At 58.1% G+C, this 23,321-nt stretch carries 25 protein-coding genes; 6 read left to right on the plus strand and 19 right to left on the minus strand.

Features of this window, described 5'->3' with window-relative positions:
• Positions 1–98: 98 nt before the first annotated feature.
• The 14 genes from VA597_RS14110 to ruvC form a co-directional block, all read right to left on the minus strand.
• Positions 99–716, minus strand: a complete 618-nt coding sequence (locus VA597_RS14110; protein WP_128743549.1) for a CDP-alcohol phosphatidyltransferase family protein — start codon at positions 714–716, stop codon at positions 99–101.
• Complete coding sequence (locus tag VA597_RS14115) at positions 691–1,245, minus strand: CvpA family protein (protein WP_164919082.1); 555 nt, start codon at positions 1,243–1,245, stop codon at positions 691–693. Before VA597_RS14115 ends, VA597_RS14110 begins: the two co-directional genes overlap by 26 nt.
• Positions 1,246–1,321: 76 nt before the next feature.
• Complete coding sequence (locus VA597_RS14120) at positions 1,322–2,554, minus strand: DUF5711 family protein (protein WP_128743553.1); 1,233 nt, start codon at positions 2,552–2,554, stop codon at positions 1,322–1,324.
• Positions 2,547–3,305, minus strand: coding sequence for a tRNA pseudouridine(38-40) synthase TruA (truA, locus tag VA597_RS14125; protein WP_128743555.1), 759 nt, complete (start codon positions 3,303–3,305; stop codon positions 2,547–2,549). Before truA ends, VA597_RS14120 begins: the two co-directional genes overlap by 8 nt.
• 12 nt (positions 3,306–3,317) lie before the next feature.
• Positions 3,318–4,145 carry an energy-coupling factor transporter transmembrane component T family protein gene (locus VA597_RS14130; RefSeq protein ID WP_128743557.1) on the minus strand — a complete coding sequence of 276 codons (828 nt, stop codon included), beginning with the start codon at positions 4,143–4,145 and terminating at the stop codon, positions 3,318–3,320.
• Positions 4,138–5,004 (minus strand): energy-coupling factor transporter ATPase, encoded by an 867-nt coding sequence (locus VA597_RS14135; RefSeq protein WP_128743559.1) that lies wholly within the window; start codon positions 5,002–5,004, stop codon positions 4,138–4,140. The genes VA597_RS14130 and VA597_RS14135 overlap by 8 nt, the downstream gene beginning before the upstream one ends.
• On the minus strand, positions 4,991–5,872 hold the full coding sequence (locus VA597_RS14140; protein ID WP_442861495.1) for an energy-coupling factor transporter ATPase: 882 nt from the start codon (positions 5,870–5,872) through the stop codon (positions 4,991–4,993). Before VA597_RS14140 ends, VA597_RS14135 begins: the two co-directional genes overlap by 14 nt.
• A 32-nt stretch (positions 5,873–5,904) precedes the next feature.
• Positions 5,905–6,309 (minus strand): hypothetical protein, encoded by a 405-nt coding sequence (locus VA597_RS14145; protein WP_128743561.1) that lies wholly within the window; start codon positions 6,307–6,309, stop codon positions 5,905–5,907.
• 22 nt (positions 6,310–6,331) lie between these two features.
• Complete coding sequence (locus VA597_RS14150; protein WP_128743563.1) at positions 6,332–7,195, minus strand: class I SAM-dependent methyltransferase; 864 nt, start codon at positions 7,193–7,195, stop codon at positions 6,332–6,334.
• 121 nt (positions 7,196–7,316) lie between these two features.
• Positions 7,317–8,666 (minus strand): phosphoglucosamine mutase, encoded by a 1,350-nt coding sequence (glmM, locus tag VA597_RS14155; RefSeq protein WP_128743565.1) that lies wholly within the window; start codon positions 8,664–8,666, stop codon positions 7,317–7,319.
• Between the two features lie 93 nt (positions 8,667–8,759).
• Entirely contained in the window at positions 8,760–10,181 is a 1,422-nt protein-coding gene (locus VA597_RS14160; RefSeq protein ID WP_128743567.1) for a potassium/proton antiporter, read from the minus strand.
• A 75-nt stretch (positions 10,182–10,256) separates the two neighbouring features.
• Positions 10,257–11,330: a Holliday junction branch migration DNA helicase RuvB gene (gene ruvB, locus VA597_RS14165; RefSeq protein WP_128743569.1), complete on the minus strand. Its 1,074-nt coding sequence runs from the start codon at positions 11,328–11,330 to the stop codon at positions 10,257–10,259.
• An 18-nt stretch (positions 11,331–11,348) separates the two neighbouring features.
• Positions 11,349–11,960 carry a Holliday junction branch migration protein RuvA gene (ruvA, locus tag VA597_RS14170; RefSeq protein WP_128743571.1) on the minus strand — a complete coding sequence of 204 codons (612 nt, stop codon included), beginning with the start codon at positions 11,958–11,960 and terminating at the stop codon, positions 11,349–11,351.
• Between the two features lie 10 nt (positions 11,961–11,970).
• Complete coding sequence (ruvC, locus tag VA597_RS14175) at positions 11,971–12,495, minus strand: crossover junction endodeoxyribonuclease RuvC (protein WP_128743573.1); 525 nt, start codon at positions 12,493–12,495, stop codon at positions 11,971–11,973.
• A gap of 153 nt (positions 12,496–12,648) precedes the next feature.
• On the opposite strand from ruvC, the gene pap reads away from it, so the two are divergent.
• From pap to VA597_RS14190, 3 genes are read left to right on the plus strand one after another with little or no spacing between them, the layout of a single operon-like run.
• Positions 12,649–14,160 (plus strand): polyphosphate:AMP phosphotransferase, encoded by a 1,512-nt coding sequence (gene pap / locus VA597_RS14180; RefSeq protein WP_128743575.1) that lies wholly within the window; start codon positions 12,649–12,651, stop codon positions 14,158–14,160.
• Between the two features lie 58 nt (positions 14,161–14,218).
• A complete protein-coding gene (locus VA597_RS14185) occupies positions 14,219–14,911 on the plus strand; it encodes a 5'-methylthioadenosine/adenosylhomocysteine nucleosidase (protein ID WP_128743577.1) in 693 nt (230 codons plus the stop codon).
• Between the two features lie 17 nt (positions 14,912–14,928).
• Positions 14,929–15,507, plus strand: a complete 579-nt coding sequence (locus tag VA597_RS14190; protein ID WP_128743579.1) for a cyclase family protein — start codon at positions 14,929–14,931, stop codon at positions 15,505–15,507.
• 4 nt (positions 15,508–15,511) lie between these two features.
• On the opposite strand, the gene lexA is transcribed toward VA597_RS14190, so the two are convergent.
• Positions 15,512–16,099 carry a transcriptional repressor LexA gene (gene lexA / locus VA597_RS14195; protein WP_326974785.1) on the minus strand — a complete coding sequence of 196 codons (588 nt, stop codon included), beginning with the start codon at positions 16,097–16,099 and terminating at the stop codon, positions 15,512–15,514.
• A 258-nt stretch (positions 16,100–16,357) separates the two neighbouring features.
• Entirely contained in the window at positions 16,358–16,546 is a 189-nt protein-coding gene (locus VA597_RS14200) for a ferredoxin (protein ID WP_128743580.1), read from the minus strand.
• 409 nt (positions 16,547–16,955) lie between these two features.
• Between VA597_RS14200 and VA597_RS14205 the strand changes: the two genes are divergently transcribed.
• From VA597_RS14205 to VA597_RS14215, 3 genes are all read left to right on the plus strand, one after another.
• On the plus strand, positions 16,956–17,690 hold the full coding sequence (locus VA597_RS14205; protein ID WP_128743582.1) for a M23 family metallopeptidase: 735 nt from the start codon (positions 16,956–16,958) through the stop codon (positions 17,688–17,690).
• Positions 17,691–17,935: 245 nt separating this feature from the next.
• Entirely contained in the window at positions 17,936–18,379 is a 444-nt protein-coding gene (locus VA597_RS14210) for a hypothetical protein (RefSeq protein WP_128743584.1), read from the plus strand.
• 148 nt (positions 18,380–18,527) lie between these two features.
• Positions 18,528–19,808, plus strand: a complete 1,281-nt coding sequence (locus VA597_RS14215; RefSeq protein WP_128744337.1) for a LysM peptidoglycan-binding domain-containing protein — start codon at positions 18,528–18,530, stop codon at positions 19,806–19,808.
• Positions 19,809–19,863: 55 nt separating this feature from the next.
• Here the strand turns inward: VA597_RS14215 and VA597_RS14220 are convergent, their stop codons facing one another.
• From VA597_RS14220 to VA597_RS14230, 3 genes are read right to left on the minus strand one after another with little or no spacing between them, the layout of a single operon-like run.
• Positions 19,864–21,102 (minus strand): glycosyltransferase family 4 protein, encoded by a 1,239-nt coding sequence (locus tag VA597_RS14220; RefSeq protein WP_128743586.1) that lies wholly within the window; start codon positions 21,100–21,102, stop codon positions 19,864–19,866.
• On the minus strand, positions 21,099–22,190 hold the full coding sequence (wecB, locus tag VA597_RS14225) for a non-hydrolyzing UDP-N-acetylglucosamine 2-epimerase (RefSeq protein ID WP_128743588.1): 1,092 nt from the start codon (positions 22,188–22,190) through the stop codon (positions 21,099–21,101). Before wecB ends, VA597_RS14220 begins: the two co-directional genes overlap by 4 nt.
• 12 nt (positions 22,191–22,202) lie before the next feature.
• Positions 22,203–23,303, minus strand: a complete 1,101-nt coding sequence (locus VA597_RS14230) for a Gfo/Idh/MocA family protein (protein ID WP_128743589.1) — start codon at positions 23,301–23,303, stop codon at positions 22,203–22,205.
• Between the last annotated feature and the right edge of the window lie 18 nt (positions 23,304–23,321).

The raw sequence follows: 23,321 nt of genomic DNA on the forward strand, positions 1-23,321 counted from the left end.
AACCGCAGGTCTCTTGTGACATTTGGAACACATGATCATTTCAGCTCACTTCTTTTCTTTTCATACTATGATACCATAAAAAAACGGATTTACAAGTTTTATCCGCGTCTCTTTTTATCCATAACTTCCTGAATGTCAATCTTGTACTTCGGATCATCCGAACGATAAATGTCGAAATAGATTTTTGCATAGCGGACAAAAGCATAAATCATAAACGCGGCGGTGATGGACAGAAGCGTTACGGACACGATCAGTTCCTTATCCTCCCCGATCCCGATCCCCTTCAGAAAAACGATAATTCCAAAGGAAATATAAAACAACACGGTCGCGGTTTTCCCGAACCACTGGGAACCGCCCGGGCGTTTTTTCTTTTTTCCGATCAAAAAAATCCCAGCGGAAACCATCAGGGCCTCCTTGATCACAAAGACCGCGAGAAACGGAATCAGGATCGGCTGCTTTACCGCAAGGCAGATCGCGACCGCGCCCTGCGTCAGCTTGTCGGAAAGCGGATCCAGCATCTGGCCGAGCTCCGTGGTCTGATGGTATCTGCGGGCAATCATTCCATCCAGCATATCGGTCAGCCCGGATAAAATCAAAACGGCAGCCGCCTTCAGGATCTGATCCCCCTCGTAATAAATCACAAAAGGAATGATCAGCAGCATCCTCAGAACCGTCAGCGTATTGGGTATATTAAAGTTTTTGTTTCTGTCCTGCATCCCCGTCTACCCCACTCCAAATATCTGCCTGTAATAATGTATCAACCGGATTTTTTTCCTCCATATACTGAAGGATCTTGGAATTCTCGATCCCCTTCCACGCAGACGCCGCGCCATGGCCGGAGGGGACCGTAAGCCGGGTCAAAGCGCAGATGACAAAAAGGATGGCCACACCTTTGACCAGCCCGAAAACGCCGCCTAGCAGCATGTTGACCTGACGCAGAACCGGAAGCCGGAAGACATGATCGGCAGAGGTGGCAATCACATGAACCAGAAGCTCCATCACGGCAAACAGAACGGCTGCGGCAAGAATCCGGCTCAGCGGCTGACCGGGCCGGAATGACGGCAGAAGGTTCGCAAGGTAAGGGCCGGCGGCCGCTGCAAAACGCCCCGACAGACGCACGGAAACAACGAGGGACACGACAAAACCGGCAAGTTCGATCAGCGACCGGACAATTCCGCGGCGAAGGCCTGAAATGACAAAGACCAGAAGGACGCAAAGCAATGCCAGGTCATAAAAAGTTCCCACTTTTTTCCTCCCCGAACGCAAAATAAATCCGCACACAAGAGCAATATATCACAAAACATTCATTTGCACAAGCCGTTTACCGGCTGGAAACCTTTCGGATTTCCGAAACACCGAGGATAAAAGCGGAGGTCTCGTCTCTCAGCGCAACCGCCTTTGCATCGTCGCCCGCATCGCAGGTGCCGGCAGGCCCCGCGGGCGACGAGGTGTAAAAATAGACTTTCGAGCCGCACAGGGCGGCCGCGGCAGAGCCGAAAACGGAAACGGACCTCACCGTTCCCTGCAGAGACGGGGAAAGGAGCTTTTCTCCCGACCGGTTGAGGATCAAAAGGCCGGAATCTTCGGAGCCCGCATAGGAGGACAGCCCCAGAACCGTCAGATCGGCGGAGGCGCAGTATGCCGTCAGTTGTTTGCCGCCGTAGCTGCATTCGATTTTCGAACGGCTGCCCGCATCGATCAGCACGGCGGCCTGGTCCCCGAACGCGGTAACGGCGTCGTCACCGTTCCAGCAAATGTCGAACAGCATATTCCCATCGTACACCGCGAGCGGCTGCTGAACTTTCGAATCGCTCAAGTTCAGCAGATACAGGGCCGACTGGATCACGCCGTTTTTCGTATTGACGCCGGTGACCGCCGCCATGCTCCCATCGGGGCTCAGGGCGGCCGCCGTCGGATAGTAGTCCGAAAACCAGTAATGGGATTGCTCGCGGCCGTCCGCCGTATAGGCGGTCAGTTCCCCCCGGTATCCTTCCGCCTCTGTGATCAGCGCATAGCCCCCCTGACGGGCAAGCGCGCCTGCGATCAGATTCTGGTTCAGGTTGATTTTCCGAATCGTGCGGTTGATACTTTCCAGTTGGCATGCCCTGCCGCCCAGGTTATAGAGCAGCATCCGGCCGCCGTTCAGCTTGAGAACCGGATCGCTGAAGCTGTGCTGGCGGGAAACAAGCTCCTTTGCGGTCGAATTCAGCACCGTAAGCGACGTGTCGCTCGCAAAGCAGACGTTCTTGTCCGCCGACAGAAAATTCTGCGGCTGAACGGAAGTACCGGCGATGGAATGGGGAAATCCATCGCCCAGTCCCATGCCGACAACGCGGGCCTGCGCCCATTCCAGAACGGTCGCGGGAGCCAGATTGTCCCGGTTCATCCAGCCGAGGGTCCCCGCGACGCAGAGAAGCAGAATCAAAACGATCCTGTAGAACCAGCGCGGAACCGTATGCTCCCCGAAAACCTTCGGCGCTTTTCTGTCCCTCCTGGGGTGATGTTTCGCCGTGTCGAACTCCGCCGTGTCAAACCGGCGCCCGTTTTCAGCCATTGAGTCTCACGTCCTTATAGAAAACCCTGTTCAGGTACAGTCCCTGGGGCGGCGCGGTCGGGCCCGCCGCCGCGCGGCTGCGCGCCTCCAGAATCCGTTCCACGTCTTCCGGCTCAAGCTTTCCTTCCGCGACCCGCAGCATGGTGCCGACCAGAATGCGGACCATATGGTAAAGGAACCCGTCCGCAGATACAAAAAAGCTCACCGCTCCGCCGTCTTTCTTCCAGTATGCCTCGGTCACCGTGCGCGTCATGTCGCCGCGCTCCCTCGCGTCGACGGCGCAGAAGGAAGTAAAATCATGGGGTCCAAGCAGCCGGGAGGCGGCGCGGTTCAGGCGTTCCGGATCCAGCGGAACCCAGTAGTGCAGCGCCCTCCCGTTTAAAAAAGGATTTCGGACCCGCTCGTTCCAGATCAGATACTCGTATTCCTTGCCGAAGCAGGAATACCTTGCGTGGAACTCCGCCGGGACTTCCCGGCAGGACAGAACGGCGATATCCTTCGGCAGAAAATGGTTCAGCGCCCCGACCAGCCTTTCACAGGGGATGTCGTGTTCCGTATGAAAGCTGATGCAGAACCTGCGGGCATGGACAAAGGAATCCGTCCGGCTGCAGCCCTTGACGTCCGTCTGCTCTCCCAGGATCCGACGGAGGGCCTGCTGGAAAACCTCCTGAACCGAAACGGCATTCTTCTGAACCTGCCAACCGTGATAGTTTGCTCCGTCAAAGCAGATTGTAACCAGAAGATTTCGCATGATTTCCCTTTCTCACCTCAGCGCGGCCGGAAAGTGAAAGGCGCAGAACAGAACCGCCGCGCAGAACAGGCCGGATGCTGCGGCCGCCGCCGCGTCCAGGCCGGACATGTGGAGCTGCTTCATTTTAGTGCGTCCTTCGCCGCCGTGATAGCAACGGCACTCCATCGCCATCGCAAGGTCGTAAGCTCTGCGGAACGACGACACGAACAGAGGGATCAGGATCGGGATCAGCGATTTGATCCGCTGCATGAACCCGCCGCTTTCCAGGTCGGCTCCCCTGGCCTTCTGCGCGTTCATGATCTTGTCAGTTTCCTCGAGCAGCGTCGGCACGAACCGCAGCGCGATCGTCATCATCATCGCGATCTCATGGACCCCGACATGCAGGACCTTGAGCGGTTTCATCAGGCGTTCCAGCGCATCGGTCAGCTGGGTCGGGGAAGTCGTGAACGTCAGCACCGAGCTGAACAGGATCAGGCTGAAGATCCGCACGGCAACGAAGACCGCATTGCTGATCCCGCCGTCCGTGATCCGCATGGTGAAGCCCGGAAAGCGCTGGCTCCAGACGGTGGTCCCGCCGCCGTAAAACAGGTTCAGGACGAAGGTGAACGCGACGATGAACAGGACGGCCTTCAGGCTTTTCAGATACTGATTCAGCGGCACGCCGGACAGGAGCAGGACGGCGGCCATCAGCAGGAGCATCAAAGCAAGGCCCTGAAAATTCGTCGCGACAAAAATAAAAACGATAAAAGCAAAGGTGATGATGATTTTCATGCGCGGGTCCAGACGGTGAATCAGCGAGTCCCCGGGAAAATACTGGCCCAGCGTGATGTCTCTAACCACGGGCGGCGCCCCCTTTCTTCAGCAGCGGCAGAAGCTGCTCCACCGCCTGGTCAACCGTCAGGGAAGGCTCGACCGGGCAGCCGTGTTCCCGCAGCGTCAGCAGGATCTTGGTGATTTCCGGGACGCGCAGCCCCATCTTCTCCAGCTCCCGCCCGCGCGCAAAGACTTTTTCGGTTTTGTCCAGCATCACGGCCTTTCCGCCGTTCATGACCAGCACCCGGTCCGCCACGCGCGCGATGTCCTCCATGCTGTGGGAAACCAGAATCACCGTGTTGTTTCTCTGCCGGTGGTATGCGCCGATCTGGCGGAGCAGCATGTCCCTCCCGCGCGGGTCGAGGCCCGCCGTCGGTTCGTCGAGGATCAGCACGTCCGGGTCCATCGCGATCACCCCGGCGATGGCCGCCCGGCGCTTTTCGCCGCCGGAAAGCTCAAACGGGCTTTTCCCGAGCAGCTCGTCCGGCAATCCGACAAAACGCGCCGCCTCCCCGGCCCGATCCTTCGCCTCGCTCTCCGAGAGGCCCATGTTCTGAGGCCCGAAGCAGATATCCTTCAGAACGGTTTCCTCAAACAGCTGATGCTCCGGGTACTGGAACACCATGCCGACCTGAAAGCGCACGCCGCGGATCTTTTTCGGCTCGGCCCAGATATCCTTTCCCTTGAGCAGCACCTGACCGGACGTCGGTTTCAGCAGCCCGTTGAACTGCTGAATCAGCGTGGATTTGCCGGAACCGGTGTGACCGATCAGGCCGAGAAACTCGCCCTGTTCGACAGAGATGTTGACGTGGTCCACGGCGGTCTTCCGGAACGGGGTTCCCTCGCCGTACAGAAAAGTGAGTTCTTTGGTTTCAATGACAGGCATTTGTCTCTCCTATATTTCCCGACCTTTTGAGCAAAGGCTCCAGAGCCGCGACGCATTCCTCAGCATTCAGGACTCCGTCCCGCAGGGGAATCCCTGCGGATTTCAGACGGTAAATCAGCTCCGTGGACTGCGGAACGTCGAGCTGATGTGTCTTGAGCAGTTCCACCTGGGAAAAAACCTCCCTCGGCGTTCCCTGTGTCAGAATTTTGCCGTCGTCCATCACGACGACGCGGTCCGCACCGACCGCTTCGTCCATATAATGCGTAATCAGGACGATGGTAATTCCTTTTTCACGGTTCAGACGGTGGATCGTTTCAAGGACCTCGTCGCGCCCGCGCGGGTCCAGCATGGCCGTCGGCTCGTCCAGCACGATGCAGTCCGGCTGCATGGCGATGATCCCCGCGATGGCGATCCGCTGCTTCTGCCCGCCGGAGAGCTTGTACGGCGCGTGCAGGCGGTAATCGTACATCTCCACCGCTTTCAGCGCGTCGTCCACCCGCTCGCGGATTTCCGGCGGCGGGACGCCGAGATTTTCCGGACCGAAAGCCACGTCTTCCTCCACGATGCTGGCAACCAGCTGGTTATCCGGGTTCTGAAGGACCAGGCCGACCCTCCGGCGGATCTCGATCTTCAAATCCTCGTCGAGCGTGTCGAGGCCGTCGACATAGACCTTGCCTCCGCTGGGGAGCAGCATGGCGTTGAATTCCTTCGCCATAGTGGATTTTCCCGATCCGTTACGCCCCAGCAACGCGACAAATTCACCCTTTTGAATGCCGAGTGAAACGCCGTGGAGAACTTCGGGCGCATTCTTATCCTCCTGCGATTCATAGGAAAACGTGACGTCTTCCGCCCTGATATAATCTTCCATCAATCCTGTTCCGTCCTTTGCTGCGCCGCAGCTCAGCCGCGCATTTTAGTCTGATTCAGTCTTTCCCTGTATTCTTCCCGGTCGATCAGCCCCGCCTCATAAAGGCTTCTCCATTGCTCTTTCCCGCTGGAAAGGAAATCCTCCCCGGGGGCGGCCTGATTGGATTCCGCACGCGCTTTGGACCTTTTTTTCGAATCCGGGAAAGCGGAGGGATTCCCCTGCAAACGCCGTTTCCCGCCCGGACGCAGGTCTCTGTTTTCCGAGCCGCTCCTCAGCCTGGTGAATACCCAGTACGCCCCGGACAGGAGCGCGGCCAGGGCGAGAAGATAAAGCACGCTGATCGAAATATGGGAGTCGACGGCCTTCGGAATCAGCTTGACCGCGGCGACCAGCAGCACAAAGGCCGCGCCTGCTCCATTCTTCTTTTTCTTCTCCACGCGAAAACCTCCCTTTCCCGATTCAATCCGCCCGCCATACCGCCGTGCCTCCGCACGGCAGAACCAGCCCGCTCCGCGTGACGGGCAGTCCGATCTCTCCGGAGGATAGTCTCCCTTTGAAGCGCCCATTGACCAAAACGCCCAGAATATATTCCATGACCGCAGGGGACAGCCCCGCGGTGTACGAATTTAAAAGGAAAAACAGCGGATCGCGCGAAAGCAGCGGCACGCATTCCCCGACCAGCGCGTAAATCTGTTCCTCCAGCTTCCAGACCTCCCCGCCCGGCCCCCGGCCGTAGGAGGGCGGGTCCATGATGATCCCGTCGTAGGTATTGCCCCGGCGCTGCTCGCGGCGGACGAATTTCTGGCAGTCGTCGACGAGCCAGCGCACAGGTCGGTCCGAAAGGCCGGATTCCTCCGCGTTTTCCCTCGCCCAGGAAACCATCCCCTTGGATGCGTCCACATGGCAGACCCCGGCCCCGGCTTTCAGGCAGGCAAGCGTCGCCGCGCCCGTGTAGCCGAACAGGTTCAGGACCCGGACCGGGCGGCCCGCCTTCCGGATCAGATCCATGACAAGATCCCAGTTGACGGCCTGTTCCGGAAAAATCCCGGTGTGTTTAAATCCCATCGTTTTCAGGCGGAACGTAAGGTCCCCGTAGCGGATGTTCCACACGGGCGGCACGCTCCGGAGCACCTGCCAGCTTCCGCCTCCGGCGGAGGAACGCCGGTAGCGGGCGTCCGCCTTATCCCACAGAGGGTCTTTCTTCGGCGTATCCCACAGGACCTGCGGGTCCGGGCGGATCAGGATCACTTTTCCCCACCGCTCCAGCCGTTCTCCTCCGGAGGCGTCGATCAGTTCATAGTCCTTCCAGTCTGCAACTCTCAATCCAATCTCCTCAGACTGCCGGGAAATCGCGCAACCGTAAATTGCTTTGCAATTCTGCTTGCTGCGTTGGCTACGCTTTCCTTGCACGATTTTCGACGGTCTACAAGTCATTGATATCTCTCTAGGCGAGCCGGTCGCGGAGAACACCCGCGATGGAATTCGCGACCTGAGCGATCTCCTCTTCGTCCTCCCCTTCGACCATCACCCGGAGCAGCGGCTCCGTGCCCGACGGGCGGACCACGACCCGGCCTCTGTTTCCAAACCTTTTTTTGGCGGACTCCACCGAATCCTTGACCTGCGGATCGGTGTAAAAGCGCAGCTTTCCGTCCGGCTTTACCTCGACGTTGACCAGCACCTGCGGGTAACGCGTCATCAGGGTCGCAAGGCTTGAAAGCTTTGCCTCCCTCCGTTTCAGGATGCTGAGAAGCTGGGCGGCCGTCAGCTGTCCGTCGCCGGTCGTGGCAAAATCGTGGAAAATAATATGGCCGCTCTGCTCGCCGCCGAAGTTGTAACCTTCCAGCAGCATTTCCTCCAGCACATACCGGTCGCCGACCTTCGTCGCCTCAAACTTGATGCCGTCGTCCGCGCAGAAACGGTTGAAGCCCATATTTGTCATGATGGTGCCCACCACGGTATCTTTCGCCAGCTTGCCGCGGGATTTCAGATCGGCCGCGCAGATCGCCATGAGAAAATCGCCGTCCACCAGGCGGCCGTTCTCATCCACGGCAAGGCAGCGGTCTGCGTCCCCGTCAAACGCGACCCCCGCGTCCAGATGGTTTTCACCGACAAAGCGCATCAGATTTTCCATGTGGGTGGACCCGCACGCGTCGTTGACGTTGATCCCGTCCGGATGGTCCGAAAGCATATGACACTCCGCGCCCAGTTCAGAAAACAGCAGTTCCGCCGTTCGGCTGGCGGAACCATTGGCACAGTCGACCGCAATCTTCATGCCGGTCAGCGCAAACGGCACGGTGCATTTAATGTGATCCACATAGTCACGCACGGTGTTCGGGGCATCCGACACGCTTCCGACCGCTCCGCCCACCGGGCAGGATGGCTGGATCGCGTGGTCCAGAACGATCGACTCGATCTGTTCCTCCAGCGCATCCGGCAGCTTGTATCCGTCGCCGCTGAATATTTTGATCCCGTTGAATTCACAGGGGTTGTGCGAGGCTGTCAGCATGACGCCGGCATCCGCCTTGTATTTCCCGACCAGAAACGCGACTGCCGGGGTTGGAACGACTCCGAGCCGGACGACGTTCGCGCCCACGCTGCAAAGCCCGGCGGTCATGGCCGCTTCCAGCATGTCGGAAGACAGGCGGGTGTCCTTGCCGATCAGTATTTTCGGATGGCGGTGGGCGCTGTCGGTCAGCACCATCGCGGCCGCCCTTCCGATGCTCATGGCGAGTTCGCAGGTCAGTTCGCTGTTCGCAATTCCGCGGACCCCGTCCGTTCCAAATAATCTGCCCATAAAATCTCTCCTGTATGAAACCTGTCCGAACCGGCAGGCTCGATTTCATTTTTGTCAGTGCGCTTTTGCGCGGGGCTCACTGTTTTCTGTTTATTATGTCGCGTACTGCATCACGCTGTCAAGCGTGTTCCCGCTGACCACCACAATATCCCCCGGCAGTATCTGGGTAAAGCCCTTCGGGACCAGCACGCGGCCGCCCCTCCGGATCATGACCACAAGGATCTCCTCCGGGAGATCCGCCTCCATGATCGACCGTCCCGCCCAAGGATGGTCTTCTTCCACCCTGATTTCGAGCAGCTTTGTTCCCGAATCATCCACATAGTCGTTAAAGGTTCTTGTGACACTCGCTTCATAGTCGACCAGCCCAAGTTTTTTTGAAACCGCAGGCAGCAGGGAGCCCTGAATCGCAACGGAAAGCAGGGAAACAATGAAGACCAGATGAAAAATATCGTTTTTCAGGCCGGCAATGTAGGAAACAGCGTAAATCGCAAACACGATGGAAGCCGCGCCGCGGAGGCCGACCCACGAAACCAGCAGCATCTGCCGGAACGAAAACCGGAACCAGCTCAGAATGGCGAAGACCGCCGCGGGCCGTGCCACCACCATCAGGAACAGCGCAAGCAGGATTCCCTTTCCAAGGACCGCCGGGAAGTGGGAGGGAAACGAAAGCAGCCCCAGCATGAAAAACAGCAGGATCTGCATCAGCCAGGACACCCCGTCGAAAAAATGGACCAGCGACTTTTTGTAGAGAATTTTGCTGTTTCCCAGAACAATCCCCACCAGATATACGCAAAGGAGGCCGTTTCCGCCGAGCCACTCGCAGAACGAATAGGAAAAAGCCGCGATGGCCAGGACGAAGATGGGGTACAGCCCCTCGATTTCAAAGCGGACCCTGCGCAGGAAAAGCGACGACGCGAAGGCCAGCGCAAACCCCAAAACCGCCGAAACGGCGATCTGTTTGACCAGCAGAATCCCGATCGGCCCGCCTCCCGACGTCATCGCCTGAATCGACGTCAGGGTCATCAGATAGGCAAACGGATCGTTGCTTCCGCTCTCAAGCTCCAGCAGCGACGCCAGACCTCCCTTGAGGTTCAGGCTCCTGGACCGCAGAATGGCGAACACCGCGGCCGCGTCCGTCGAGGCGACGACGGATCCGACCAGCATTCCCTCCTGAAACGGCATGCGTAAAGCGGTGGCGCAGAACAAAGCGGTCAGGACGGCCGTGACCGCCACGCCGGCCGTGGAAAGCATCAGCGCGGGGACGGCCACCGGCCGCGCCACTTTCCATTTCGTGCCAAAGCCGCCGTAAAACATGATCAGCATCAGGCCGATGGAACAAAGATTCTTCGCAAGGCCGTAATCATCGAATTCAAATCCCAATACGCCGTCGGACCCGCACAGCATGCCTAAAACAAGAAAGATCAGGAGCGTGGGGATCCCGAAGCGGTAAAGCAGTTTGCTGGATAAAATGCAGGCAATGACAACTGCCGAGAACGCAATCATCCATATTGTCATTCTTACACCTTCTTCTCTAGTTCATTTTCCGGCTTCGCTTCCTTTTTTTATATTATTTATATGAATCAAGTTTGTTTAAAACAGTTTTTGCTGGCCCGGATCTTCCCTGCCGGCAAATTCAAGCCCCAAGTGCTCATAAGCCGCCGCGGTCGCACAGCGTCCGCGCGGCGTGCGGTTCAAAAATCCAATCTGCATCAGATACGGTTCATAGATATCCTCGATCGTGACGGCCTCTTCGCCGATGGCGGCCGCAAGCGTTTCCAGCCCCACCGGGCCGCCGTTGTAAAATTTGATCAGCGCGCGGAGCATCCTCCGGTCGTTCGCATCCAGCCCGAGCGCATCGATTTCCAGCCGGTCCAGGCCGATCCGGGCCGATTCGCATGTGATGGTGCCGCCCGAAATGACCTGCGCAAAGTCGCGCACCCGCTTGAGCAGCCGGTTCGCGATGCGGGGCGTCCCGCGCGAGCGCGAGGCGATCTCCAGCGCGCCGTCCGCCTCGATCGGGATTCCAAGAATTTTCGCGCTGCGCGTGACGATCCGCGCCAGCTCCTGCGGCGTATACAGCTCCAGGCGCAGCACCACGCCGAAGCGGTCCCGCAGCGGCGCGCTGAGCTGACCGGCGCGGGTCGTCGCGCCGACCAGTGTGAAGCGCGGCAGCGGCAGATGGTAGGAAGCCGCCATCTGTCCCTTGCCCGTGATGATATCCAGCGCGAAGTCTTCCATCGCGGGGTACAGGATTTCTTCCACGCTGCGCGAAAGCCGGTGAACCTCGTCGATAAACAGCACGTCTCCGGGGCTCAGATTTGTCAGGATCGCCGCCAGGTCGCCCGGCTTTTCGACCGCGGGCCCCGAGGTGATGCGCAGATTTACGCCGAGCTCGTTCGCGATGATGCCGGCCAGCGTCGTTTTCCCGAGGCCGGGCGGACCGTAAAGCAGGACGTGGTCCAGGCTTTCCTTTCGCTGTTTGGCCGCCTCGATAAAAACGGAGAGATTTTCCTTGACTTTTTCCTGGCCGATGTACTCCGCGAGGGTTCTGGGGCGCAGGGGATTTTCAACCTCAGCGTCCTCCGGCTCATACTCCGGGGCGACGACGCGGTTCTCAAAATCGTATTCGTTTTCGTTATCTTTCTCGTGATCCGTGTATGCCATTCCTCAGCCTCCTCCCCGTCAGCCCCCCTGTTTTCCAGCGTCAATCGTGCGCAGCGAGAGGCGGATCAGCTCCTCGACCGGCAGGGCGCTGTCAAACTGCGCGACGATGGCGGACGCGTCCGAAGGCGAATAGCCCAGCACGGAAAGCGCCTCCACCGCCGCAGCCGCATGCGAAGACGCGGAAACGGCGCCCGCGGCAGACGTGATCGTCCCCTCCGTTCCGCCGAGGTCGCGCACCCGGTCGCGGAGCTCCAGGCAGATGCGCTGCGCAAGCTTCGGTCCGACCCCGCTCGCCCGGGTCAGCGTTTTGCTGTCGCCCGTGGCGACGGACGCCGCGACCTGTTCCGGCTTCAATTCCGATAAAATGGCGAGACCGGCTTTCGGCCCCACGCCGGAAACGCCGGTCAGCATTTTGAAACAGCTCAGCTCCGCCTGGGTGGAAAATCCGAACAGATCGAGCGCGTCCTCCCGGACGTTCAGCACGGTGAACAGCTTCGCCTGCGCGCCGATCTGCGGCAGGGCCCGCTGCGTATTCAGGGAAGTAAAGCATTTGAACCCCACGCCGCCGCACTCGACCACGGCGATCCCCGGTTCCATATGGGTCAGGGTCCCTTTGACACTGTAAATCATGATTCCTCCGTTACGACCGGTTCCGAAGCGAAATCCCGCCCGAAAGCATCGCCCGCCTTGTGGCCGACCCGGCCGCCTGACCGTGACAGACCGCCATCGCCAGCGCGTCGGCGGTGTCGTCCGGTTTCGGAACTTCCTTCAGGCAGAGCAGACGCCGGGTCATCTCCATCACCTGCGGTTTCTTCGCCTGACCGTATCCGGTCACCGCCAGCTTGACCTGCAGGGGGGTGTATTCAAAAATGTGCGCGCCCGACTGATGGGCGGCAAGCAGGATGACGCCGCGCGCCTCCGCCACGCCGATCGCGGTTTTCTGGTTGTTCTGAAAATAGAGCTTCTCGATCGACACCGCGTCCGGCTTCCATTTTCTCATGACGGCGCATAGCCCGTCGTAGATGCTCTCAAGCCGCACGCAGAAATCCTCTCCGGCGCGGGTTTCCACGGCGCCGTGTTCCAGCGGAACAAACCTTCCCCGTTCCGCCCTGATGAGGCCATAGCCTACGATCGCATATCCCGGGTCGATTCCGAGGATCACCATCGCGCCGCCTCCCTTCCGGAAAATATTCGTTTTATTATATCACAAATGCCATGCCGATGGAATACCGCGCCATGAATTTGAACGGATGTGCGGCGTCTTCCTTTTAAACGCCGATAAAAGGCGTATAATAAAGAAAAAAGGACGGTGCGTTCCATGCTTGAAAAAATAGATCTGAAAAAGAGCGTTTCCAGAGAGGAATACAAGGCCCGCTCCAAAAAGCTTCGGGAACGCCTTTCCATCCTGCAGCAGCAGGTGCGGAAAAAGAAGCTGCCCGTCATCGTCCTGTTCGAAGGCTGGGGCGCGGCGGGAAAGGGCGAGCTGATCTCCGACCTGATCCTGAATCTCGACCCGCGCTGGTGCAGGGTGCATTCCGTGACGCGGCCGACGGAACTGGAGCGGAGGAAGCCGGTTCTGTGGAGGTACTGGAACTTCATCCCAAAGGCCGGGGATTTTTCCGTGCTCGACCGCAGCTGGTATATGGACGTTTCCACCGCCCGGCTGGAAGAAGATATGAGCGCCGAAGAGCTGACTCGCCGGCTCAACAGCATCAACACCCTAGAGCGCGAGCTGACGGACGCAGGGTATCTCATCATCAAGTTCTTCGTGCACATCAGCAGGAAGGAACAGAAAGAGCGCTTCGAAAAGCTGGCGAAGGACCGAAACACCCAATGGCGCGTGACCGAACAGGACTGGAAACGGAACCGGCAGTATGAAAAATACTGCGAATCATTCAATGAGATGATCGGCTATACAAATACGGCGGCCGTCCCCTGGCACCTGCTCTCCGGCATGAACCGCCGGGCCGCGGCGCTGGATGTTTTTGAGACCGTCATCGCGCGGGTCACGGAAGCGCTGAACCCAGGCCCCGAAGCAAGGGCCGCCGAAGGGCCCATCCGGCCCGGCTCTTATCCCTTTCTGACGATGCCGAAGCTGTCCGAAGTTTCACTGGACCGCACGATGGATGAAGACGAATACCACCGGCGGGTCGAGGAGGACCAGAATCTGCTTCGCGAGCTGCACAGCGAACTGTACCTGAAAAAAATACCGGTCATCCTCGCGTTCGAGGGCTGGGACGCCGCCGGAAAGGGCGGAACCATCCGGCGCGTGGCAAAGGCGCTCGACCCGCGCGGATATCAGGTCGTCCCCATCGCCTCCCCGACCCCGGACGAGGCGGCCCGGCATTACCTTTGGCGGTTCTGGAAGAACCTTCCGCGCGACGGGCATATCGCCATCTTCGACCGGACGTGGTACGGCCGCGTTCTGGTGGAGCGCGTGGAGGGCTTCTGTACCGAGAGCGACTGGCGGCGCGCCTACCGCGAAATCAACGAATTCGAGCGCGAGCTCGCCGACTGGGGCGCGGTGATCCTGAAATTCTGGCTTCAGATCGACAAGGACGAGCAGCTCCGCCGCTTTCAGGCCCGCCAAAACAGCCCCGAGAAAAACTGGAAGATCACGGACGAGGACTGGCGCAACCGCAGCAAATGGGACCAGTACGAAATCTGCGTCAACGACATGCTGAAATACACATCGGTAAAATACGCGCCGTGGCATATCATCGAATCGCAGGATAAAAAATTCGGGCGGATCCAGACTCTGGACCTGATCACGGACGCCATCCGGGAACGGTGCGGTGAAAAGCGCCCGCACGGCAAAAAAGAGGATTGATTTTTCGCAGGAAACAACGTATCATCAAAACAGAAGCAGAAATCGGAGGTGTTTTTCAATGATCGGAATCATCGGGGCAATGGAGGTCGAAGTGCAGGACCTGCTCGATTTGATGCCGGAGCGCAAAACGGAAACCGTCAGCGGGATCGTTTATCACAGGGGACTCATCGAGGGAGTCGAATGCGCGGTCGCCCGATGCGGGATCGGAAAAGTGGCGGCCGCCGTCTGCGCCCAGACCATGATCCTGCGGTACCGCCCCTCCGCGCTGCTGAACGTCGGGGTCGCGGGCGGAACCGGCGCCGGGGTGAAGATCGGCGATGTGGTCGTCTCCAGCGCGCTGGTCCAGCACGACATGGACACGACCGCGCTCGGCGACGAAAAGGGATTTCTGAGCGGGCCGGACATCATCCGCATCCCGGCTTCCCCCAGACTGACGGAGCTGGCCGCGGCGGCGGCCAAATCCGTTTTCACGCCGGAAAAAATACATACGGGAGTGATCGCCACGGGCGACCAGTTCGTCTGCGACTCGGAACGGCTCGGCCGCATCGCGGACGAATTCGGTGCCGTCGCCTGCGAAATGGAAGGCGGAAGCATCGCACAGGTCTGCTATCTGAACGGATTGGATTTTGTCGTAATCCGCGCGATTTCCGACAATGCGAACGAACAGGCGGCGACGGATTTTACGACGTTTGCCGGCCGCTCGGCGCGGGAACTCACGCTGCTGATAAAGAATTTTCTCCCCAGGATTTAACAAAGGAGGAGCAGCGGATGGAACTGATCGACATCACCAGAGAGCTGTTCTCCTCTCCCCCGTATCCGGGCGACCCGGTTCCGTACCGGGACATCGTGCGCCGGATGGAGCTGGGGGACGACTGCAATCTTTCCGGCTTTTACGCCTGCTGCCACAGCGCCACCCATCTGGACGCGCCGCTCCATTTCATTCCGGGCGGAGACTCCATCGACAAGCTGGACCTTTCGCGCTGCGTCGGCCCCTGCACGGTCATTCCGGCTCAGGGCATCGTAACCGGGGCGGACATCGACCGGCTGGCGCCGAAGAGCGGGGACCGGCTCCTGCTGAAAGGGAACGGAGAGGCTTTTTTATCCAAAAGCGCAGCGTTCGCGCTCGTCGGGGCCGGTGTCCTGCTGGTCGGAACGGACGCGCAGAGCATCGGCGCTCCGGACGACGAGGAAGGCCCTCACGCGGAGCTGCTCGGCGCCGGGATTCCGATTCTGGAAGGACTGGACCTGACCGCCGTACAGCCGGGAGGCTATCGGCTGATCGCCCTGCCGCTGCTGCTGGCCGGCGCGGAGGCCGCCCCCGTCCGGGCCGTTCTGGCATGGGGCTGAACGCCTACCGATAAAAGCGGTATACCGCAACGACCTTCCCCAGGATCTGAACGTTTTTTGAATAGATCGGCTCAAACGCTGAATTTTCCGGCTGAAGGCGAACGCGGTCCCTCTCGCGGAACAGGCGCTTCACCGTCGCCTCATCTTCGATCAGGGCGACGACGATCTCCCCGTCGAGCGCCGTCTGCGTCTTGACGGCGACAACGAGATCGCCGTCAAGAATCCCCGCGTCCTTCATGCTTTCGCCCTTCACGTTCAGGGCGAAATACTCTTCATCCCCCGCCCGTTTGGCCGGGGAAAACGGCAGATATCCCTCGATTTCCTCCACGGCAAGGATTGGGTTTCCCGCAGCGACGCGCCCCAAAACCGGCACCTGTACGGTCGTCTGTTCCCCTGCGAGGTGAATGGCGCGGTTCAGCCCCCGGTCGCGGGTGATCAGCCCCATTTCCTCCAGTGATTTTAAATGCGCATGAACACTGGAAGTCGACTTTAAACCCGTCGCCCGGCAGATTTCCCTGACGGTCGGCGGCAGGCCGTTCTCCATTCTGCCTTTTAAGTAATCATAAACCTTCTGTTGACTCTTGGTCAGCACCGCAAACCCACCTTCCTTTTTGACGTTGTCACACCGTGAACCGAAAAGCCGCAAAACACGTGCTCAGCCCGCGTTCACGGGCAATGTTCCCTCAGGCGCCGGAAGCTCCTCTTCGGTCTACGCCGTGAGATTATTATACCATACTATCACGGAAAGTGGAAACAAATGTTTGCAAAGCGCCGGCTACAGCGGCGTTTTGCATGTATGACGGCAAAAAGCAAAATGGCGGACAGCCGGTCGGGGCCGTCCGCCACTCTCTTACTTTACCGTGATGACCGATACGGGGCAGCCCTCCTGTGCTTCGACCGCTTTGCCCTCCGAGCCCTCCGGCACATTTTCCTGATAGACTTCCGCAATCCCGTCGTCTCCCATGCGGAAAACCTCCGGGCATGTTTGTGGGCATAAGCCGCAGGAAATACAGCCGCTTCTGTCAAGACTTGCTTTCATGAACCAGTCTCCTTTCGAAAAGATATCTTTATGGTTTCCGTTTCCCTCCGATAAAATACAGCGGGGACCTGCGGAGGCAGACGCGGCACTTCTGTAAAAAAGAGCCAGTCCGTTCAAATGTTTTTTGGAAAAAATTCATAAGGTATTCACAGCCCATTCACAACTTTTTTGTGCATGGAAGATATAATATAGACGTAATCAAGGAGTTGGAGCCGCACCACTCTTTGGTTCATGTTCTACCCTCCTCAATATACCCCTCAAGCTAATGAAATCGGACCCGATCGGAAACGACCGGGTCCCTTTTCGGGTTTGATTCGCGCCTTTTATTAATCCATCTCTGAAAAAAATTCCTCCGACTTCTGCCTTTTCCGAATATCGGACCGTTTATGTGGTCAAAATAGGTTCGGAGGTGGCAGAATTGAATTTGCATATTCAAAAAAACGGCCGCAAAGGATCTTCAAAAGGTTTTTATATCGCTCTTGGGGTCTGCCTGATTGCCGTGGGCGTAGCGGCCTGGACGACCTATGACAGTGTGGTAAATTACGCGACGCCGGAGGATAAATCGCAGAGTGAACCGGTCCAGAGCACGGCGCCCGCCAACAATACGGTCAGCGGCGTATATGGAGAACCCGAAGCTTCCTCGCAGCCGGAGGTTTCATCCGTCGCCCCGGAGGCTGCTTCGTCAAAGCCGGCGGAATCGAAGCCTCAGAAAACGTCTTCGGTCCCCGACAAGCCCACGGCTGCCGAAGTAACATCCTACTCCTTCCCGGTTGGAAAAACGGTTGTCCAAAAGTTCAGCGCCGACCCGGTCTACTGTAAAACGACGCTCGACTGGCGCGCCCACACGGGAGTCGACCTGAGCGCAGAAAAGGGAGAAGATGTAAAAGCAATCGCAAACGGCACGGTAACCAAGACCTATAAAGACGACAAATACGGAAATATCGTCATTATTACACACGGCAGCGTGGAAGCCTGGTACTGCGGTTTGGATCAAATGAAAGTGAAGGCCGGGGACAAAATTGAATCCGGACAGGTCATCGGCACGGTCGGCACGGTCCCGATTGAGGCGGATGAAGAATCCCATCTGCACTTTGTCACAAAAGTGAATGGAGAATATGTTGATCCTTTGACCATACTGAAATAAAAATCCGGCGTCCGCCTGGGCGCCGGATTACTTATGATCCGAAGACGGCCGAATATCAAAAATGATTTGAAACTGCCGGCAAATTATGATATAATGAGTCTGTAAGTGAATACAGACAAATTTTAAGCTGCATTCTGTTCACAATATGTTCAACATTTATACAGAATCTGTTTTCATAATCGGAAACGATCCTGCTATAATGGTAAGGGAATTGGATTCAAACTGCTTGATAAGGAGGCAGAAATTTGAAAAAAGGCAAGGCAGCCGTCCTTGTTTGCGTAACCGGTCAGCGCGACTGTGACCGCTTGATTCGCGCGGGAAAAAAGATTTCCGACAGCCAGTCCGTCCCGCTTCAAGTACTGTGTGTTCAGCCTACTTCCGCAGGTTTCGACGCCGATTGCGAGGAATTGGAATATCTTCGTCAGACTGCAAAGGGCTCAGACGCCGAAATGTCCGTTTATTTTCACGATGACGCGCCGCTGATGGCGGCAGGATACGCAAAAAGTATTCAAGCGATGCACATCGTCACGGGTATGGCGGAGGCGCCGGTCAATGGATTCGTGGAGATCATACATAAGCTGTTGCCGCATATTCCGGTTTCGATGGTAGCCAAGGACGGGACGATTTACAACATCTGCCCTGTTAAAAACAGCGGCGGGCAGACAAAAAAATTAATTTACCAGAATTAATCAGATCGTGAAATAGATCACAGAATCGCTGCGGTACGCCGCGGCGATTCTGTTTTTTCCGTATTTTCAGAAAACAGTGATTCCCCCGCCCGCCATATCATATACATGAAAGAAAACAGAAATGTTCTATATTGAAGGTGAAATCGGCATGGTGATTTACAGAATCAGGCCCGGGGACAGCATTTACCAGTTATCCCGGCTGTACGGCATACCTGAACAGCAGATTCTTGAAGACAACCAGATCAGCGACCCGCGGCAGCTTGTGGTCGGCCAGGCTGTGGTGCTGATGACGGACCGCGTGGAACACACGGTCGGGTCCGGCCAGTCCCTTTATTCCATCTCCGCATTATACGGAATTTCGGCCGATCAGCTGATCGCAGCAAATCCTCAGATCACCGATCCGTCGCTGATCCAGCCGGGGCAGGTGCTGACCATACCGGTCACATCGGAGAAGCTTGGGTCGATCATCACCAACGGCTACGTTTACCCCGGGGTCGACCTCGACACGCTGAAGCGCACGCTGCCGCACCTGACCTTCGCCAGCATCTTCAGCTACATGGCAAAGGCGGACGGCTCGCTGACGCCGATCGAGGACGAAGCCGTGATCAGCGCCGCGCGCGCGCAGAATACGGCGCCGATCATGGTGGTCACCAACATGCGCCCGGAGGGCGGCTTCAGCAGCGAGGTCGCCGATGCGATCCTGTCCAGTCCTCAGGTTCAGGACACTCTTCTCGACAATATCGTGCAGACGATGCAGCAAAAGAATTATTACGGGCTGAATATCGATTTCGAATATATCTATCCCGCAGACAGGGAAAGCTACAACAGCTTTCTTCGGAAAACCGTTGAAAAGCTGCATCCGCTGGGCTACATCGTCCTCACGTCTCTCGCGCCGAAAACCAGCGCGGAGCAGACCGGCCTGTTGTATGAGGCACATGACTATCCCGTTCACGGGGACCTGGCGGATTACGTCATTCTGATGACCTACGAATGGGGATACACCTACGGCCCGGCGCGCCCGGTCGCACCGCTGAATCTGGTGGAACAAGTGATCAAGTACGCGGTCTCCGTGATTCCTCCGGAAAAAATCCTGATGGGAATTCCCAACTACGGCTACGACTGGACCCTCCCCTTCGTGCGCGGGACATCCGCCCGCTCCCTGACAAATCCCGGCGCCGTGGAACTTGCCGCCCAGGTCGGTTCCCATATTCTCTTCGATGAAGAAGCGCAGTCGCCCCATTTTGATTATTATTCCTCTGACGGCAAAAAGCACACCGTATGGTTTGAAGATGCCCGGAGCATCCGCGCCAAACTGGAGCTTGCCCACCGGTATGGCCTTGCCGGTGTCAGCTATTGGACGGCCAACAGTTACTTCTCTCAAAACTGGCTGGTGCTTTCTTCTCTTTTCGATGTCACCAAAGTGCTGTAATGAAACGGTCCGGCCGCAAAATCGCAGCCGGACCGTTTCGATTTGTGCAGGGCGTTTAAAGGCGGCCCTGCAGTGCCGTTAAAAATTTCCGGGACAGCACATCGTACTCGTTATTCCGGAGAATATACTCCCGCCCGCGGCAGCCCATTTCCTCCAGCTCTTCCTTCGTGCAGGACGACAGCTTTTCCGACGCCCGCGCGATGGCCGCGCTGTCCTCCGGCGGGATCGAAACGCCGCATCCCGCTTCGGCCACCATGTCGTTCGGCGCGTCGATCGCAAAGATGACGGGCTTTCCCGCCATCATGTAGTCCATCAGCTTGTTGGGGCTGACGCCGAACCGAAACAGCGGCTGGCGCTGCAGACCGATGTACAGCGCATCCATCTGGCTCAGGAGCTCCGGGATCTGCCCGCGCCCGACCGGAGGCAGGAACGTGACCACGTCCTCCAGCTTTTTATCCTTCGCCTTCTGAATCAGCCGCTCGCGCTCCGGCCCCGGCCCGATCAGCAGAAGGCGGATTTTTTTGCCGCAGAGCAGTTCCCCGGCCTCCACAAAGCTGTCAAGCGCATTGGCGATCCCGTGCGCGCCGGCGTATCCGATCAGGAATTCCCCCTGCTCGTGAAAGCGGAAGAGCTGTTCGCTGTAGACCGGAGGCTCCCCGAACGGCTTCTCCCAGTCGGCCTTTTCGATCCCGTTCGGCACATAGACAAATTTTTCCGCAGCCATGCCGTGCTCCACCATGTGCTCCTTCGCGTTCGGCAAAAGCGAAACCACGCGGTCGCTGTGGCGGTAGCAGTAGTTCTCCGCCGCCTGCATCACACGGATGTACGGGTGCTTCGGGCTCATTCCACCAAGCTCGATCGGGCTGAGCGGCCAAAGGTCATGCACCTCGTAGATTAATGACGCCCCATATTTTTTTGCAATATGATACGCCGGGTAAATATCCAGGGGATAGGTGGAAGAGGCAATGACCGCGTCCGGCGCGCCAGCCTTTGCGAGTTCTTTTTGATCGCGGTACAGCCCGCTGAGAAACGACAGCATATTCTTGACCCGGCCCATTCCGTTTCCATGATATTCCGGACCGGCAATCCAGAAATAGCGGATTCCATCGAGCATCTGCTCATCGAACTTCTTTCCCTGAAGATCCGGGTTCTTTGTGCGCAGGTGCGAATAGGAGCTGGCCGCGATGGTCACATTGTGCCCGTCCTGCGCCCAGCGCTTTGCCATGAACCAGGGGCGGAATTCCATTCCGTGAAGCCGGGAGCCCGCGTAGTGATTGATATAGAGAATGTTCACGCCGCGCCTTCCCCCATTCGCGCAACTGCGGCCGCGACTCTGCCCGAGGCGTTCCCGTCGCCGAACGGCAGCTTCGTCCGCGCTCCGGGATCCACTTTTGTATTGACCGCTTTCTCATAGATTTCTTCCGTTTCCAGCGCGGACAGCACGTTCCAGTTTCCGGCGAGAGTTTCCACCCACTCGGTTTCACTCCGCAGCGTAACGCAGGGCACCTCTAAAAACCAGGCCTCTTTCTGCAGGCCGCCGGAATCGGTCAGGACCTGGCAGGCATTGGAGGTCAGCAGCAGCATTTCCAGATAGCCGACCGGATCGATCAGCTGGATGTTATGGAAACCGCACTGCGAAACGGCCTGCTCCGCCAGCGCACGGGTGCGCGGATGAATCGGAAGGACGACTTTCTGCGGCAGGCGTTCAAACGCGCGGAAAATCCGCTCAATCGCCGTGAGCCCTCCGTCCGTCGTTTCGGCACGGTGCAGCGTCGCCAGACGGTACTGCTTCGGCTCGATGCCGAGCTGCTCAAAAATCGCCGTCTTCTCCGGATTCCCCTGTGCTAATTTGGAAAAATGGAGAACGGAATCCAGCATAACGTCGCCGCTGTTGTACACGCCCGCCGTCACGCCTTCTTTCGCCAGATTCCGGACAGCCGTTTCCGTCGGGCAGAACAATAGATCGGAGATATGGTCCGTCAGAACACGGTTCAGCTCTTCCGGCATCCGGCGGTTGAAAGAACGAAGCCCCGCTTCCACATGCAGAACGGGAATATGGAGCTTGGCGGCGGCCAGCGCGCCCGCCAGCGTGGAATTGGTGTCCCCGTAAACAAGCAGCGCGTCCGGTTTTTCCCGAAACAGCACTTCTTCAATCTTCATCAGCATTTCGCCGGTCTGCTTCCCGTGGGTGCCGCTTCCTACGCCGAGGTTGTATGCCGGTTTCGGAATATTCAGCTCCTGAAAGAAAACGTCCGACATGTTGCGGTCATAATGCTGCCCGGTGTGGATGATGACCTCATCGCAGACCTTCGCAAGGGCCATCGAAACCACGGAAGCCTTGATAAACTGCGGCCTCGCGCCGACTACGGTTACCAGTTTCATGATCGGCTCCCCTCAGTTGACCCGCACGTCTTTATGCGTCATATCGAGCGTTGAAAATTCAAGGCTGTCGAATTTTACCGGCAGGCCCGTCTTCTGGGACTTGTAGGCCGCCAGGATGATCTTCATCCCCTTGATTCCCTCTTCTCCGCTGACCAGCGGAGAAGTGTGGCTGTCGACCGCCTCGATATAGTTCCGATAGAGCGCGTTATGGCCGCTGCCGTACACGTCCTTCGGGTCTGTTCCGGCCAGCTTTTCCACCTCCGCGTCCTGCGCGGCGGGAGATGCGAAATTCCAGGTCTGGATGCGGTTGACCGCGAGTCCGCCGATCACAGCCGTGCCGGTCTCCCCAAACAGGGAGAGTGTCTCCTCCAGGTTCTTTGGGTAAACGCAGGCGGTCCCCTCCACAATGCCGATCGCGCCGTTTTTAAAGCGGATCAGAATCGATCCGAAATCCTCCGCCTCGATGTCCCGCAGATAATTCCCGGTCATCGCCATAATGGTATCCGGTTCTCCGCCCAGGCTCCACTGCAGCAGGTCGATTCCGTGGATGCACTGATTCATCAGCGTCCCGCCGTCCTGCGCCCATGTGCCGCGCCACGGCGCCTGTTCGTAATAGGGCATCGAGCGGTTCCACAGGACGCGGGCGGTGCCGCTGACCAGTTTGCCGAACCGGCCGTCCTCCAGCGCTTTGTGCAGTTCCCGCACCGGCGCGTTGAACCGGTTCTGGTGGCAGACGCCGATCGTCACGCCGTGCGCCTTCGCTTCGCTGAGCATCTGCTCGGCGTCTTTGGTGGAAAGAGCCATCGGTTTTTCCACCAGCACGTTTTTGCCCGCGCGGATGCACTCCAGCGCGATCTGCGCATGGTAGCCGCTCTCCGTCGCAATGGAACAGCAATCGATTTCCAGTTCCTCAAGGGCCTTGCGGTAATCGGCATACACCTTCGGCCGGTAGCCGGCGGCCTTTTGACAGTCGTCCGCCTTCTGTTCCGCCTTTTCCGCCATCGGATCACAGACGGCGGCAAGCTCCATGATATCTTGGTTGGCCGCAGCCGCGGCAATATGATTTTTGGAGATCCGGCCGCAGCCGATCAGGATAAAACGGTATTTTTTCATTACAATCACCTGTTTTTC

Source organism: Caproicibacter sp. BJN0012 (genome assembly GCF_035986805.1).
In the GTDB taxonomy this organism is placed as follows: Bacteria; Bacillota; Clostridia; order Oscillospirales; family Acutalibacteraceae; genus Caproicibacter.